This window comes from Nocardia sp. PE-7 (assembly GCF_030486425.1).
Classification (GTDB): domain Bacteria; phylum Actinomycetota; class Actinomycetes; order Mycobacteriales; family Mycobacteriaceae; genus Nocardia; species Nocardia salmonicida_A.
This window is the reverse complement of the sequence record NZ_CP129614.1, coordinates 1,910,709-1,925,683: the sequence shown is the minus strand read 5'-3', so window position 1 is coordinate 1,925,683 and position 14,975 is coordinate 1,910,709. Positions and strand designations below refer to the sequence as shown.

Here is a 14,975-nt window from a genome sequence, read left to right as displayed (position 1 = left end):
CTGGTCAGCCTACCCGTAGGCCCTTTCAGCTCTCCGCTTCGTTGGTGATGTCGTCGAGCGACGCCCCCATGGTCTCGGGCACCCGGCGATAGCAGAACACCAGCGAGATCGCGGAGACGACCGCGAAGAGGAAGAACATCGTCGAGGCGCCCCACAGTTCGCCCAGCGGCGGGAATATCAGCGAGACAGTGAAATTTCCCATCCAGATGAGGAAGGTGCAGATACTCATCGCGGTGGCGCGGATCGGGGCGGGGAAGATCTCCGAGATCAGCAACCAGGTGGGCACGCCGACACCGAGCTGGAACGCGCAGACGTAGATGATCATCAAGGTCACCAACACGTAGCCGGTGGCGGTGCTCTGCGTGAGTCGTTCCATCAGACCCATGCCGACCAATGCGACGACCATGATTCCCAGCCCGATGAACATCGGCGGGCGCCTGCCGATCTTGTCGACCAGGCTCATGCCGAGCATCACGCCGATCACCGCGCCGATACCGATGCCGATCGAGGACGTGATCGCCGCGTTGTCCCCCATCCCCGCTTGGGCGAGAGTGGACGGCGCGTAGTAGATGACGGTGTTGACGCCGACGAATTGCTGGATCAAGGCCAATCCGACGCCGGTGTAGAACAGCGCGCGCACCTTCGGTTTGCGCAACTGGTCGCTCAAACTGTCCTTGACCGCCTCGTCGGCGGCTTCGGACTGTTCGATCTCGGCGATCGTCGGCTCGACGTTCTCGGGGTAGTAGGACTGCTCGAGCACCTTCTTCGCATCGGCGGTGCGGCCCCGCTTCAGGTACCACCGCGGTGAATCCGGCATGAAATACATGCCGATCACGAGTGCCGCGGCGGGAATGGCCGCCATCGCGAGCATGAGCCGCCAGTTCCCGGTCGGGGCGAGCAGTGCGTTGACGATATAGGCGAGCAACTGCCCGCTGGCGATCATCAGCGAGTTCATCGAGACCAGGCGCCCGCGATAGGTCGGCGGGGAGATCTCGGAGACGTACATGGGCACCACCAGCGAGGCGGTACCGACGGCGACGCCGAGGACCAGACGGGTGATGATCATGACCGTGGCATCGGGGGCGAGCGCCTGGGCGAGCGCACCGACGAAGAACAAGGCGCCGGCGAACAGCAGCGTCATCCGCCTGCCCCACCGGTCGGCCATCCAGCCGCCGGTGATCGAGCCGATCGCGGCGCCGATGAGCAGCGAACTCGTGATGACGCCGACCTGGGTCTGACTGAGCGCGAAGTCGGGCGTGAGGTAGACCAGCACGCCGGAGATGACGCCGGTGTCGTAGCCGAACAGCGCGCCGCCGAGCGCGGCGATGACGACGACGGTGAGCACGAATTTCTTGATCCGGGCCCGCATCGCGACCCGCTCGGGCGACTCGGGCGGGGTATCGACCGGCGGTTCGGTGACCGGCGAGGCGACCACTTTCTCGGACCGATTCATGATGGCACCGAGCCGCTCCGGCTCCTTATCGGTGGATCCACGAGGGAAATCGGGCATGTCCGCACCTCCGCCGGATGGAGTAGGTCGATTCCTGCACACTGATCGAGCTCGCAAGCTCGGTGACAGCTCGAAATCCACGCACATTTCGTCGACGACGAGAGGTAAGTGACGATCGGGGAATGTTATCCCACCCCCTGCGGTGGATAACATTCCCCGATCAACACGCTTTTATCGGAATCGCCGTCACTCGAAATGCTCGACATTTGCCGGTCAGTACCATTTTCGCCCGACTCTCGCGCACGGCCGATCGTTGCGCTATCGCCGGTGCAGCGACCAGACGCTGACCGCACCCCAGAGCGCCAGGCTCACCGCCGCGGCCATATAGAGGAGGTAAGCCATCACGACCAGGACGGGACCGTAATTGCCCACCCAGTCACCGAGGCGAAGTAAGCCTGCCACGCCGAGACCGAGCAGGATCAGACCGAGGATCAACCCGGGCGTCGCCAGCGGGGCGATGGGCGATTCGATCGCCGATGCCGCGGCGAGGCGGCGACGTCGTTCAGTAACTGAAAGATTGCTGTTCGAGTCGAAGTAGATGCTGCTCATATCAACGTGGCCCCTTCCGGACAGCCGTGCCGACACGGCCGATAGACGATCCGCATCGAATCTTTCGATGACCGTCGCGCCGCGGCGGACTGCGAGCCGCCCGTGACCGAGAATCGGTGTAGATCCGGTTGATGATCACGAACGGTTAACGTTCAGCAATTACGAGCTTGCCAGCTCGGTAGGTCAGAGAATAGCGGGTGTGATCTGCATCACATCGAACAATTGTGCGACACAACTGGATAACGCGCGTTACATATCCGAAGAACACGGGTCGGAACTGGCGAAACTCCCCTAGAACTGGACATTTGCTCAAGAAACCGACATGAGTGTCATTTACCGAACCGTTACTGCCCTGACGTGGGAAAACGAGCCATGACTCGCACCGCGATCCAGTTGGTACGTCCACGAGCCCTTCGACACGGCACCGTGACGAAGACCGATCAGCGAGTGCGACACGCGCCCCGAACCCGTACGCCCCGAACCCTTTCAGTCGCTGTGTCGCGCAGAAACCGGGCCGTGACGCGGGATGTCTTTGCCCGGGCCCACGGCGCGCTGTGAGCATCGCAGAAGGGGGCGTCGACCCGCGGTTGAACCGATCGTCACGACCGGAAACTTTCCGGCCGCGACATCTACGTGGGTTCGAACTAGCGAACGCGTCGCGTCGGCTATCTTGCATCTAGTTTTTTCGATGCTGCTGGATCGTTCGTGTCGCTTCGCCGAAATCGCGTGCCGCGTGAGATCCACGCCTCGCGCTGTCGGCGACCCTCTCAGACGAAGGGACGCCGGTCACCATGCCCGCACCCGTTATCCTCCACGGCCGCATCGCACGGCTGGAACCTCTCGCACCCCACCACGTACCCGGACTGATCGCCGCGGCCGCCGCGCTCGACGGACCGGCCGGGTTCACTGTCGTCCCCCACGGCGAACAGGAGGCACGCACCTATGTCTTCCAGGCCGAAGCGGCGCAACTGGCAGGCACGGCGCTGGCCTTCGCGATCGTCACCGTCGCCGACGAGTGTGTAGTCGGGGCGACCCGATTCACCCGGATCGACTACTGGCAGGGACCACTGACCTGGCCGTTGTCGGCCGAACCGGTCACCGCGTTGCCGGGCGGGGCGATCCCCGACGCGGTGGAGATCGGCAACACCTGGCTCACCCCGGCGGTACGGGGCGGTCAGGTCAATCTCGACTCCAAGCTGATGCTGTTGGCCCACGCCTTCGACAGCTGGGGCGTGCGGCGGGTGACCCTGCGCGCCGACGCCCGCAACCTGCGCTCCCGGGCGGCGATCGAACGCCTGGGCGCGGTGAGTGACGGTGTGCGCCGGGCGCATTCGCGTGGGCTCGACGGCGAAGTACGTGACACCGCGTTCTATTCGATCCTGCACGACGAATGGCCGGGGGTGCGCGGACGGATCATCGAGCAACTGGCCGCTCGCGCGGCCCTGCGGCGCGCGCCGTTGATCCCGGCGACCGTGGAAGCCTTGCGGCCGTTGGCTTCTTCGCCGATCGGGTGAGACCTCAGCCCCGCAGCGACTCGATCCGGTCGATGACCAGCGCGGCGAGTTCGTCCGGGCGCTCCTCCGGCAGCCAGTGCGAGCCGTCGAGCACGGCGAGGCGGTAGTCACCGGTGACGAATCCACCGGTGAGCTCGGCGCCGCGGCGGGTCAGCCCCACGTCGCCGGTGCTCCACACATGCGTCACCGGCACGCTGACGCGCGCCGTCACGGCGCGCGGCGTGGTGAGCGCCAGGGCCCGATACCAGTTCAACGCGGTGGTGAGCGCGCCCGAATCGATGATCTCGGTATGCACGCGGGCGATCGAGTCGGCGGGCATACCGGATTTGGCCAGGATCCGATCGAAGACGGCAGGCCGCGCGCGAATGAAGCGCTCCGGGAGCACCGGCAGCTGGAACAACGCCATGTAGTACGAGCGAAGCAGCTGATCACTGCTGATCATCGAGCGGGTGAAGGCGCCGGGGTGCGGCACCGACACGGTCACCAGCGTGCGGACGAGCTCGGGGCGGGCCGCGGCCACCGACCAGGCGACCATCGCGCCCCAGTCGTGTCCGACCAGATGCACCGGACCACGATCGATGTCGTCGATCAACGCGACCACGTCGTCGACGAGTTCGTGCACGCGGTAGGCCATGCGGCCGGCCGGACGGGCGCCCGGTGAATAGCCGCGCTGGTTCGGGACGATGGTGCGGTAGCCGCGGGCGTTGAGCAAGGCGGTGAGCGGCTGCAGCGAGGTGGCGGTCTGCGGAAAGCCGTGCAGCGCGACGATGACGGGGCCGCCGGCTGGGCCGGAGTCGACGAGGTCGAACTCGAGCCCTGCCCGGGTGAAGGTGGTCAACTGGCTACTCAACGAACCCTCCGATTCGGTAATTTACTCTTTGGTAAATTACTACCGGCTCGGGCGTGACGTCAACAAGGCTCATCTGCCCGTTCCACCGTGCACCACGGCGACTTCCGCACCGCCGAGGTCGAAGGCCCGGTGCAGAATGCGCACGGCGTCGTCGAGGTCGATGTCGCGGACCAGCACGGAGATGCGGATCTCCGAGGTGGCGATCAGGTCGAGGTTGATGTTCGCCGCGGCCAGCGCCTCACAGAAGGAGGCGGTGACGCCCGGATTGTTGCGCATGCCCGCACCGATCAGCGAGACCTTGCCAACGCGGTCGTCGTACCGAACATCGGCGAAGCCGATCTCGGCGCGGCGCTCACGCAGCAGGGCGACGGCACGCGCGCCGTCGGTGGCGGGCAGGGTGAAGGTGATGTCGGTGCGACCGGTGCCGGTGTTCTGCACGACCATGTCGATGCCGATCTCGGCGTCGGCGACCGCGCGGAACACCTTCGCCGCGTAGCCGGGTTCGTCGGGCAGGCCGACGACGGTGACCTTGGCCTCGTTGCGGTCGTGCGCGACGCCGGTGAGCACGGCCTGGTCGGCGGGGATGTCGGCCATCGAGCCGAAGACGGTGGTGCCGATCGTGTCGGTGTAGGACGAGCGCACGTGCACGGGCACCTGGTAGCGGCGCGCGTATTCGACGCAACGCAGCATGAGGACCTTCGAACCGCAGGCCGCCATCTCCAGCATCTCCTCGTAGGAGATCTGGTCGAGTTTCTGGGCGTCGGCCACGATGCGCGGGTCGGCGGTGAAGACCCCGTCGACATCGGTGTAGATCTCGCAGACGTCGGCATGCAGCGCCGCGGCCAGCGCGACCGCGGTGGTGTCGGAGCCGCCACGGCCGAGGGTGGTCACATCGTGGTTGTCCTGGCTCACGCCCTGGAACCCGGCGACCAACACCACCTCACCGTCGTCGAGCGCGCGGCGCACCCGACCCGGATCGACATCGATGATCTTGGCGCGACCGTGGGCGCCGGTGGTGATCACGCCGGCCTGGGAGCCGGTCAGCGATCTGGCGTCCGCGCCGAGTGCGTGAATAGCCATGGCTACCAGAGCATTCGAGATTCGCTCCCCGGCGGTGAGCAGCATGTCCAGCTCCCGAGGTTCCGGTGCCGAGGCGATCTGCCCCGCCAATTCGAGGAGCTCGTCGGTGGTGTCGCCCATCGCCGAGCAGACCACCACGACATCGTGCCCCTGCTTCTTCGTCTCCACGATCCGCTCGGCGACCCGCCGGATCCGCTCCGCGGTGGCTACCGACGAACCGCCGAATTTCTGCACAACCAGGGCCATCTACGAAGTCCTCTCCCCTGCTCGCCCGCGTGCGATCCGCGGGTGACCCTTCGAGTATCCAGGCAATCCGGGCACGGCCGTACCAATTCGGAAACGAAAATGGCTGCGGCCGAATGGTTTCGGCCGCGATACTGGCGGGCAGGGGGTGGCGCGCGCTGTGTCGGCTCCCGGTTCGGCAGTCTCGGCGTTAGGCGAATTCCCATGACCCATCAGCACATCGCTGTTCTCGGCACCGGCCCACTCGCCGCGGAGGCGGTGCGGATCATTCGCGACACCGTCGACGATCTGAGCGAGCGTGCCGGAACGCGACTGGTGCTCGGTGCGATGCCGGATGCCGAGCTCGTCATCGACGCGACCGAGACTGTCGCCTCGGCGCCTGCCGTGCTCGACGCGCTGCGGGCGGGACGGTCGGTGATCACCGCGAATACGGCGCTGGTCGCCGAGCACGGTCCCCGGTTGTCTTCGGCCGCTGAGGAATTCGGAGCCGATCTGTTCTTCGAGGCGGCGGTGACCGGCGGGGTCCCCGTGGTCCGGCCGCTCACTCAATCGCTGTCGGGTGATCGGGTGCGGCAGGTGCTCGCGGTCTTCCCCACCGACGGGACCAACGCGGTGGCGCAGGCGGCGATCCTGGCGACGCTCGCCTTCCACACCCGAGTGGACGTCACCGACGTGCATTTCGAGGAGTTCGGCACGGCCGACCCACACGACCTCGCCGCCGCGGCAGCGCTGTCGCTGCGGCTGCGACCCCTGACCGTCTGCACCAGGATCAGTGAGCGACCCGGCCCCGAAGCCGGTGGCAAAGAAAGCATTTCGGTACGCGTGCACCCCGCCCTGCTGCCGGAGGCACACCCGCTCGCCCAGGTGGACGCCCGCTTCAGCGCGGTGACCGTCGAAGCCGACAGCGCCGGACGACTGATGTTCACCGGCCGCGACTCCCCGACCGCCACCGCGTCAGCTCTGCTCGGCGACCTGGTCACCGCCGCGCGCAATCGCGTCAACGGCGGCCGCGCACCCCGCGCCTCCTACTACGCCGAACTCCCCGTGAGCCCCCTCGGCGACACCCCGACCCGCTACTACCTGAACCTGCGCGTCACCGACCATGCCGGCGCCTTGGCCCAGGTCGCCTCGATCTTCGCCGACCACGGGGTGAGCATCGAGCGGGTCCGCCAAGAGCACCACAACGACGCCGCCCACCTCATCGTGCTCACCCACCGCGCCAGGGAATCCGCCCTCACCGACACGGTCGACGCGCTCACCGACGCATCCTGCGTGCGCGCGGTGCTGACACGCTGGCGGGTGGAGGGTGCGTCAGATGCGCCCGGCCGGATTCGCCGCGCCGGGCGTTGAGTACACCGCGGCGGATCCACATCGTCGCCCATTCGAGTGAAGGTGACCTATGGTGCGTGACGCCAGTAACCAAGACATAGCGACCTTCGGTCGCGAGTTGATAGAGTCCGGATTTGCAACGAGCGACTCGCTCATAGGGTGCGACTCTGCACAGATCGCAGAGGTCTATTCCGTCGCACCCGAAGGCTTCCCTATCCCTGATGAGTATCAGGCTTTTCTTGAATATATGGGACAGAAGGCTGGCACGCTCTTCAGCGGAACTGACCTATTCTTTCCGCGGATGCTCGATGCCATAGAGGCGGCCGAAGACGTCTCCGGCAAGGGATTAGAGTTGGATGGCCAGTTCTTCTTCGGGCATCACCAAGGTTATAAAGTGTATTTCTTCAAGCGCGGATCCAGGGCAGTCTATGCCTATCAGGAGGGCTCTTCCGAGGACCGGGAGCTTGCAGAGGGGTTCATCGAATTCCTTCGGCAGTCCTGGCGTATCCAGCAGAAGACTCGCGAATCCACGGAGGCGATGCGTAGGGTGAGAAATCAATTGTAGGGTGCCATGGGGGACTCAAAGAAGTCCTATTCACGAGGCCCCCACCGTTCGGTCACCCAAACCACAGGAATCGCCGACATCGAACTGCGGCGCGACCTAGACCGCGCGCCCGGGCACTCATCGATAACTACAGGCTGAAAGCCACCGCGCGCAGGATCAGGACGGCGATGAAAACCACGGTGAAGGCGAGGTCGAGGGAGAAGTCGCCGATGCGTATCGGCTTCAACACTTTCCGCACGGGAGCGATGACCGGCTCGGTCGCGGCGTGGGTCACCTCCCGCGCCTTGCGCGCCCACTGTGGACCGTTGCCGAGGGCATCGATCCAGTCCACCACCATCCGGGCGATCAACAGCACCAAGAAGATGGTCAGCGCGTAGCCGACCAGGGTTCCGACAAGACTCATGACGCACTCCCTCGCGGAGGCCACAGAGGACCTCTTACCGCTATCAACGTGCCCGACATTGCCAAGGTGTCCACCGACTGGTTGTTCTCAGCCGATTATCAGGCCCGCGGTCACGTTCTTCGGGGTGATCGCGGGCGCGGCGTGGTGGCAACTGAACGGCGAGGGCGAGCGGCGTCGATTACTCGCCGCGGCGGGCTCCCGTCGACTCGTAGCGGCGAGTGAAGTCGAGAATGCGGGCAGTCACCAGTTTCGGGAACTGGTGGAAGAGACCGTGTCCCGCTCTCGGGACGATCTCGATTTCGCAGGTCGGCACGTTGTCGCGCAGGCGTTGTTCAGCGAGTTCGGGATCGACCACCAACGACTCCGACCCGATCAGCACAAGGGTCGGAGTGGTGATCGTGGCAAGCCGCTCGTCGGTGAACAATTTCGGGTAGCCGATTGTGGGGATGTACCCGAGAGCCGCCTTCACACCGGCGAATTCCGCGTCGGTCAGGGTGACGCCGGGGTTGAGCCGCGCGTTCATCGTGCGGAGGTTCTTGTCCGTGGGCCGGGCCCCGACGCGGAGCATCATCCACAGCAGGCTCCATTTGATCTTCGTCAAGGTGCCGCTCGGCTCCACCACGTTCACGCTCGCCAGTCGTTTCTGCTGATCGGCTGCGATGACCAGCACCTGCCACGCGCCCTGCGAGTAGCCAACCAAGTGAACCCGGTCGACGCCGAGACCGTCGAGCACCTCACCGAACCAGGTACCGAAGCCCGATTCGTCGATCGGCGCGGTCTGCACGCTCAGACCGGGGGCGCCGATCATTTCGGGCATGTAGACAATGCGGTCACGAGCGAAATCCTCGATGACGTGGTCCCAGGACAGGCTGTTGCCACCGAGTGAGTGCATCAGCACGATCGGCACCCCTTCTCCCGCACCGGCTTTGCGGACGCGAGTGGTTCCGAAGGAGGTGCTGATGTCGACCGTGGTCGACGGGATCCGCCACTTCTTTTCCAGTTCGCGATAGGTCCGCAGATACTCCTCGCGCGCCTTGTCGTTCTTGAACCGCCCGATCTTGGCCATGACCACCCCTGTATCTCGTTGGTGATATCAACGTACCACAACAATGGTATGGGCGTACCATGAAAACCTGCCGGGACAGAAGGAGGCGCGATGCCACGGTTGGCCGATCACGAAGAACGGCGCAGATCGATCACCAGTGCCGCGCGACGGGTGATCGTGCGGGGCGGACTCGAAGCCGCGACGTTCCAGTCCGTCGCCGCCGAAGCGGGGGTCTCGGTGCGGTCGGTGCAGTACTACTTCGGCACCAAACGGGAGTTCCTGCTCGCCACGCACCGCGCGGTCGTCGAGGATTCCGGCGCCCGGATGGCACAGGGGTTCGCGACGCTCGGGCCGGACGCCGGTCCGCGCGATATCGTCCGCACGATCCTGCTCTCGGTCCTGCCCCTCGACGAGCCCAGCCGATGCGATGCCGTGATTCTCGGCATCTTCCACGCCGCGACGCTCACCGGTCCCGATGTGGCATCGGCCGACACGGTGGGGGCGCCGAACTACATCGTCGACGCGGTCGCGGGACAACTACGGCAGCTGCGCGGTCCCGACGCCGACGAGACGACGCTCGTCGCCGATGCCGAGGTGGCCTTGCTCGCGGTCGGTGGGCTGGCACAGGGAATGCTCACCAATGACGACTACGCCTCGCGCGCGACACAATTGGTCGATCACCTGCTGGACCGGGTAGTCGGCAGCTGAAAAACGAAGAGCCCCGGCGATATTCGCCGGGGCTTTCGTCTGACACACGAATTACTTCTTGCGTTCCTTCTTCTCGCGCACGCGCACCGAGATGCGCACCGGCGAACCGTCGAAACCGAACTCCTCACGCAGACGGCGCTCCAGGAAGCGGCGGTAGCCTGCCTCGAGGAATCCGGTGGTGAACAGCACGAACGTCGGCGGGCGAGTGCTCGCCTGGGTGGCGAACATGACGCGGGGCTGACGGCCGCCGCGCATCGGCGGCGGGGTGGCCGCGATGACTTCCTTGAGCCAGGTGTTGAGGCGGCCGGTGGAGATGCGCTTGTCCCAGGACTCGAGCGCGGTTTCCATCTGCGGCACCAGCTTGGCCACGGCGCGGCCGGTGTGGGCGGAGATGTTGACCCGCTGGGCCCACGGCACCCGCACCAGATCGCGATCGATCTCGCGCTCGAGCATGTAGCGGCGGTCCTCGTCGACCAGGTCCCACTTGTTGAACGCCAGCACCAGCGCGCGACCGGACTCGGCGACCAGGCTGATCACGCGCAGATCCTGTTCGGTGATCGGCACCGAGGCGTCGATCAGCATGATCGCGACCTCGGAGGCCTCCAACGCCGACTTCGTGCGCAGCGACGCGTAGAACTCGGTGCCGGTGGCATTGGAGACCTTGCGACGCAGACCGGCGGTGTCGACGAACTTCCAGGTCTTGCCACCCAACTCGACCAGCGAGTCGACCGGGTCGACGGTGGTGCCCGCGACATCGTGGACCACCGAACGCTCATCGCCCGCCAGCTTGTTGAGCAGGCTGGACTTGCCGACGTTCGGCTTGCCGACCAGCGCCACGCGACGCGGTCCCGCCACAGCGGTGCCTTCGCGCGGGGTCTCGGGCAACGCGCCGAGCACGTCGTCGAGCAGGTCGCCGGTGCCTCGGCCGTGCGCGGCCGAGACCATGCGCGGCTCGCCGAGACCCAGCGACCACAGTGTGGCCGCCTCGAGCTCGACCTTCTGGTCGTCGACCTTGTTGGCCACCAGGATCACCGGGATCTTGGAGCGGCGCAGCTTGCGCACCGCGGCCTCGTCGGTCGTGGTCGCGCCGACGGTGGCGTCGACGACGAGCAGGATCGCGTCGGCGGTCTCCATCGCCACCTCGGCCTGGCGAGCGACGTGCTGCTGCAGACCCTTGGCGTCGGGTTCCCACCCGCCGGTGTCCTGCACCATGAAGCGACGCCCGGCCCAGTTGGCCTCGTACGAAATGCGGTCACGGGTGACGCCCGGAACGTCTTCGACGACCGCTTCGCGGCGGCCGAGAATGCGGTTGACCAGGGTCGACTTGCCCACATTGGGGCGCCCGACCACGGCGAGCGTCGGCATCGCGACGTGCTGTTCGCCTTCGCCGTCCGCATCGATATCGAGAACGTCCCATTCGGACTCGTCGGTCCAGGTTCCGTCGCCTACGAGAATCTCTTCGATCATCGCGGACCTCCTGTCGTGGCCGAAAGCTGCTGAGCCACCACGCGATACAGCTCCTCGATGGTCTGTGCCATCGTCAGGTCGCTGGTGTCGACGAGCACCGCGTCGGCGGCGGGGCGCAACGGCGACACTGTGCGGGTGGAGTCGAGGGTGTCGCGGCGCTGCACGTCGGCCAGCACGGCCGAGTAATCGTCGCCGCGGCCCTCGCGGATGTTCTGAGCATTGCGCCGTTCGGCGCGTGCCTCCGCGGAGGCGGTGAGATAGATCTTGGCATCGGCGCCGGTGAGCACGACGGTGCCGATATCGCGACCCTCGACCACGATGCGCCCCGACATCGCCGCGATCTCGCGCTGCAGGGCCACGAGCTGCTCGCGCACCGGCGCCACCGCGGAAACCGCCGAGACGGCCTTGGTGACCGCGTCGCCGCGGATCTCCTGCGAGACGTCCTCGCCGTCGAGCTCGACGACCTCGTGGCTGGGATCGGTGCCGATCGAAAGCGGCAGTGCCGCAACGGTTTCCGCGATCGCGGCCGCATCGGTCAGCTCGACGCCCGCACGCAGCACGCGCAGGGTCGCGACCCGGTACATGGCACCGGTGTCGAGGTAGCGGGCGCCCAGGCGCGCCGCCAGACGACGCGACACGCTGGACTTGCCGGTACCGGAGGGTCCGTCCATCGCGACGATGAGCGTCGCGTCACCGGTCATCCGGTCGCTCGCGAACTCCAAGGGAAAGTCCACACCGTTCACAGCTGCACCGCCTCGTAGAGTTTGCCGATCTCGTCGCGGCCGAGCACCCGCAGCGTGCCGGGGCGCTGGTCACCCAGTGCCACCGGGCCGAGGTGGGTGCGCACCAGCCGGATCACCGGGTGGCCGACCTCGTCGAGCAGCCTACGCACGATGTGTTTGCGGCCCTCGTGCAACACGAGCTTCACCAGCGACCGGCCCTGGTAGGCCTCGAGCACCATGAACTTGTCGACCTTGGCCGGCCCGTCCTCGAGCTCGACGCCTTCGCGCAGGCGCTTACCGACCAGGCGGTAGTTCACCTCGCCGTCGACGGTGGCCAGGTAGGTCTTGGGCACCTCGAACGAGGGGTGCATCAGTCGATGCGCCATCTCGCCGTCGTTGGTGACCAGCAGCAGGCCCTCGGTGTCGGCATCGAGACGGCCGACGTGGAACAGGCGCTGACCAGCGGCGATCCGCTCGGCGATGATATCGCCGACGCAGGGGCGCCCCAGATCGTCGGACATGGTGGACTGCCAGCCCTTGGGCTTGTTCAGCACCAGGTGCACGAGTTCGTCGCGCACCACGACCCGGGTGCCGTCGACGCGCACCACCGCGTTCTCGGCGTCGATGCGCAGACCCTGCTCACGCACGATCTTGCCGTCTACCTCGACGCGACCGGCGGCGATCATCTCCTCGGCGGCGCGACGTGAAGCCACACCCGCCTTGGCGAGGACCTTCTGCAGGCGTTCGCCTTCGCCCCACGGGAGCTTCTTGGGGCCCTCGGTGACTTCGGCGTGCTGGTGACGCGCGGGCTTGGCGTTGTTCAGGATCGTCGGAGCGACGACCTTCTTCTGCGGCTTCGAGGAGGTCTTCTTGCGCGCCGCGAAGGCTTGGGAGCCTGCCGAAGCGCCGCTGCGCTGACCAGCCGTGCCGCCACGCTGTCCGCGGTCTGCGTCACCACGCGGGTAACCGCCACCGCTGGAAGCACCGGTGCCGCGACGGTCGTCACGCTGACCTCCGCCCGCGGGGGCGCCACGACGGTCGTCACGCTGGTAACCACCGGCGGACGGGCCACGACGGTCACCACCGGCCGGGGCGCCACGACGATCGTCACGCTGATAACCACCGGGCGAACTGCCGCGGCGGTCACCGCCCGCGGGGCCGCTGCGACGATCGTCGCGCTGGTAGCCACCACCGGTCGAGGTGCCACGGCGACCGCCGGACTCCGCGTCACGCTGGAAGCTGCCCGCGGACCGGGCGGCTGTCTGATTACCGCGCTGGAAGCCACCCGCGCCGGTGCCGCGTCGGCTGGGAGCCGCTGCGCGGGAGCCACCCTGCCCGGTGCGCGCACTGTCGCCACGGTTACCCGCGGTTCGATTCGCGCCACTTCGGGGCTGGTCGCTGCGATTTCTTCGATCCGGTGTGCCATCTCGGCGAGCGGAATTATTCATCTGTCCTGTCAATCGTCGGTGCCGAGATCCATGTCGGACTCGGCGGGTTTCTTCAGCCTGGTGAACCGCGGATCGGTTTCCAGGCTCTCGCTGATCTCGTCGATCAGATCGACGCCGGGAAGCAGCGGCGCCAGCAGTGGCAGGTCGCCGAGAGAGGCGAGCCCGATCCGTTCGAGGAACAACTCGGTGGTGCGGTACAACGTGCCGTTGGTTTCGGGGTCCTGACCTGCTTCCGCGATCAAGCCTCTGGCCAGCAGCGTGCGCATCACTCCGTCGACGTTCACTCCTCGGACCGCGCTGACCCGCATGCGAGTCACCGGCTGGCGGTAGGCGACCACCGCCAAGGTTTCCAAGGCGGCCCGGGTCAGTTTCGTCCGGGCCCCATCGAGCAGTACACGCTCGACATAGGGCGCGTACTCCTGTCGAGTATAGAAGCGCCATCCGTCACCGACGAAACGCAGGTCGATGCCGCTGCCCCGTTCGGTCAGTTCCGCCGCCATCGCGCGGAGCACGGTGTCGATGCGCTCGGTGGTGTCGTGCAGGGCCGCTGCCAGCTGTTCTGTCGGCGCGGGGGCGTCGACGACGAGCAACATCGCCTCGAGCGCCGAGCGCACTTCGAGGTCGTCGAGTGGCTCGGAGGTGAATTCCACCACTGCCTCGGTCATCCGTAGTCCTCCTCGAAAGTCAACGCCGCGGCCTCGGCGTCGGGATCCAGCTCACCGAGCCAGCTCACCGCGAGGGGCCCGAGCGGATCCGATTGGTCGAACGCGATGGTCTTGCCCCGGTACAGCTCGAGCAACGCCAGGAATCTCGCCACGATTTCCACCGGGACTGTGCAGTCGACCACCAATTCGGCGAAGGTCGTCCAGCCACCCGGACCGCGTTGCTTCAAGATGGCCAGCACCAGCTCGGCCTGTTCGGCGACCGAGATGGTGTGCATGTGCAGATGCCCGAGCCCGACTTCGGCGATCGGGCGTGGTCGAAAGGCCGCCGCGGCGATCTCGGCGAACGCGGCGATATCCACGCCGAGGGTGACCTCGGGCAACAGTCCTTCGAACTGTTCCTCGAGCGCCACCGAGCGCGGATACCGGCGCAGCGCCGCGGCTTCCAGCTCGGCGAGCAGCTCGGCCACCTGCTTGAACGCGCGGTATTGCAGCAGTCGCGCGAACAGCAGGTCGCGAGCATCGAGCAGTTCCAGGTCGTCGGCGTCGGTCATCTCGCCCGAGGGCAGCAGTCGCGCCGCCTTGAGGTCGAGCAAAGTGGCGGCGACGACGAGGAATTCGGTGGTCTGATCGAGAATCTTGTCCGCGCGCAGCTTGGTGTTGCCTGCCAGTTCGGCGGTCAATGCCTTGGTGTAGGCGATGAACTCGTCGGTGACCTGATGAAGCGCGACTTCGGTGACATCGAGTTTGCGCGAGCTGATCAGCGTCAGCAGCAGATCGAACGGCCCCTCGAAATTAGTGAGCCGCAGATGAAAGCCGGTTTTCTCCTCGGCCGGCACCGCGTCTTCGGGTACTGCTTGCACCGCAGGTGTAGCTCCGA

Annotated in this window: 15 protein-coding genes; 4 read left to right on the top strand and 11 right to left on the bottom strand. The window is 66.4% G+C overall.

Annotation, left to right across the window (positions count from 1 at the left end; translation table 11 throughout):
* Nucleotides 1-25 precede the first annotated feature (25 nt).
* Nucleotides 26-1,510 (bottom strand): sugar porter family MFS transporter, encoded by a 1,485-nt coding sequence (locus QX204_RS09055; RefSeq protein WP_301906134.1) that lies wholly within the window; start codon nt 1,508-1,510, stop codon nt 26-28.
* 258 nt (nt 1,511-1,768) lie between these two features.
* Nucleotides 1,769-2,059, bottom strand: a complete 291-nt coding sequence (locus QX204_RS09050; protein WP_301906133.1) for a hypothetical protein — start codon at nt 2,057-2,059, stop codon at nt 1,769-1,771.
* 791 nt (nt 2,060-2,850) lie between these two features.
* Here QX204_RS09050 and QX204_RS09045 point away from each other — a divergent pair.
* Nucleotides 2,851-3,573, top strand: a complete 723-nt coding sequence (locus QX204_RS09045; protein WP_056822950.1) for a GNAT family N-acetyltransferase — start codon at nt 2,851-2,853, stop codon at nt 3,571-3,573.
* A 4-nt stretch (nt 3,574-3,577) separates the two neighbouring features.
* Here the strand turns inward: QX204_RS09045 and QX204_RS09040 are convergent, their stop codons facing one another.
* Both QX204_RS09040 and QX204_RS09035 read right to left on the bottom strand, forming a co-directional pair.
* On the bottom strand, nt 3,578-4,423 hold the full coding sequence (locus tag QX204_RS09040; protein ID WP_301906132.1) for an alpha/beta fold hydrolase: 846 nt from the start codon (nt 4,421-4,423) through the stop codon (nt 3,578-3,580).
* 69 nt (nt 4,424-4,492) lie between these two features.
* Entirely contained in the window at nt 4,493-5,749 is a 1,257-nt protein-coding gene (locus tag QX204_RS09035; RefSeq protein ID WP_301906131.1) for an aspartate kinase, read from the bottom strand.
* Nucleotides 5,750-5,950: 201 nt separating this feature from the next.
* Here QX204_RS09035 and QX204_RS09030 point away from each other — a divergent pair, with 201 nt between their 5' ends.
* Together QX204_RS09030 and QX204_RS09025 are read left to right on the top strand one after the other, a co-directional pair.
* A complete protein-coding gene (locus QX204_RS09030) occupies nt 5,951-7,096 on the top strand; it encodes an ACT domain-containing protein (protein WP_301906130.1) in 1,146 nt (381 codons plus the stop codon).
* Nucleotides 7,097-7,145: 49 nt separating this feature from the next.
* A complete protein-coding gene (locus tag QX204_RS09025) occupies nt 7,146-7,640 on the top strand; it encodes an SMI1/KNR4 family protein (RefSeq protein WP_301906129.1) in 495 nt (164 codons plus the stop codon).
* A 127-nt stretch (nt 7,641-7,767) separates the two neighbouring features.
* On the opposite strand, the gene QX204_RS09020 is transcribed toward QX204_RS09025, so the two are convergent.
* Both QX204_RS09020 and QX204_RS09015 read right to left on the bottom strand, forming a co-directional pair.
* Nucleotides 7,768-8,043, bottom strand: a complete 276-nt coding sequence (locus QX204_RS09020) for a YggT family protein (protein WP_301906128.1) — start codon at nt 8,041-8,043, stop codon at nt 7,768-7,770.
* A 178-nt stretch (nt 8,044-8,221) separates the two neighbouring features.
* Nucleotides 8,222-9,109: an alpha/beta fold hydrolase gene (locus QX204_RS09015; RefSeq protein ID WP_301906127.1), complete on the bottom strand. Its 888-nt coding sequence runs from the start codon at nt 9,107-9,109 to the stop codon at nt 8,222-8,224.
* A gap of 90 nt (nt 9,110-9,199) precedes the next feature.
* On the opposite strand from QX204_RS09015, the gene QX204_RS09010 reads away from it, so the two are divergent.
* A complete protein-coding gene (locus QX204_RS09010) occupies nt 9,200-9,796 on the top strand; it encodes a TetR/AcrR family transcriptional regulator (protein WP_301906126.1) in 597 nt (198 codons plus the stop codon).
* A 51-nt stretch (nt 9,797-9,847) separates the two neighbouring features.
* On the opposite strand, the gene der is transcribed toward QX204_RS09010, so the two are convergent.
* From der to QX204_RS08985, 5 genes are read right to left on the bottom strand one after another with little or no spacing between them, the layout of a single operon-like run.
* Nucleotides 9,848-11,263 (bottom strand): ribosome biogenesis GTPase Der, encoded by a 1,416-nt coding sequence (der, locus tag QX204_RS09005; protein ID WP_301906125.1) that lies wholly within the window; start codon nt 11,261-11,263, stop codon nt 9,848-9,850.
* Nucleotides 11,260-11,964, bottom strand: coding sequence for a (d)CMP kinase (gene cmk / locus QX204_RS09000; protein ID WP_301907955.1), 705 nt, complete (start codon nt 11,962-11,964; stop codon nt 11,260-11,262). The genes der and cmk overlap by 4 nt, the downstream gene beginning before the upstream one ends.
* A gap of 38 nt (nt 11,965-12,002) precedes the next feature.
* Nucleotides 12,003-13,433 (bottom strand): pseudouridine synthase, encoded by a 1,431-nt coding sequence (locus QX204_RS08995; protein WP_301906124.1) that lies wholly within the window; start codon nt 13,431-13,433, stop codon nt 12,003-12,005.
* Nucleotides 13,434-13,441: 8 nt separating this feature from the next.
* Nucleotides 13,442-14,098 carry an SMC-Scp complex subunit ScpB gene (gene scpB, locus QX204_RS08990; RefSeq protein ID WP_301906123.1) on the bottom strand — a complete coding sequence of 219 codons (657 nt, stop codon included), beginning with the start codon at nt 14,096-14,098 and terminating at the stop codon, nt 13,442-13,444.
* Entirely contained in the window at nt 14,095-14,958 is an 864-nt protein-coding gene (locus QX204_RS08985) for a segregation and condensation protein A (protein WP_301906122.1), read from the bottom strand. Before QX204_RS08985 ends, scpB begins: the two co-directional genes overlap by 4 nt.
* Nucleotides 14,959-14,975: the final 17 nt, after the last annotated feature.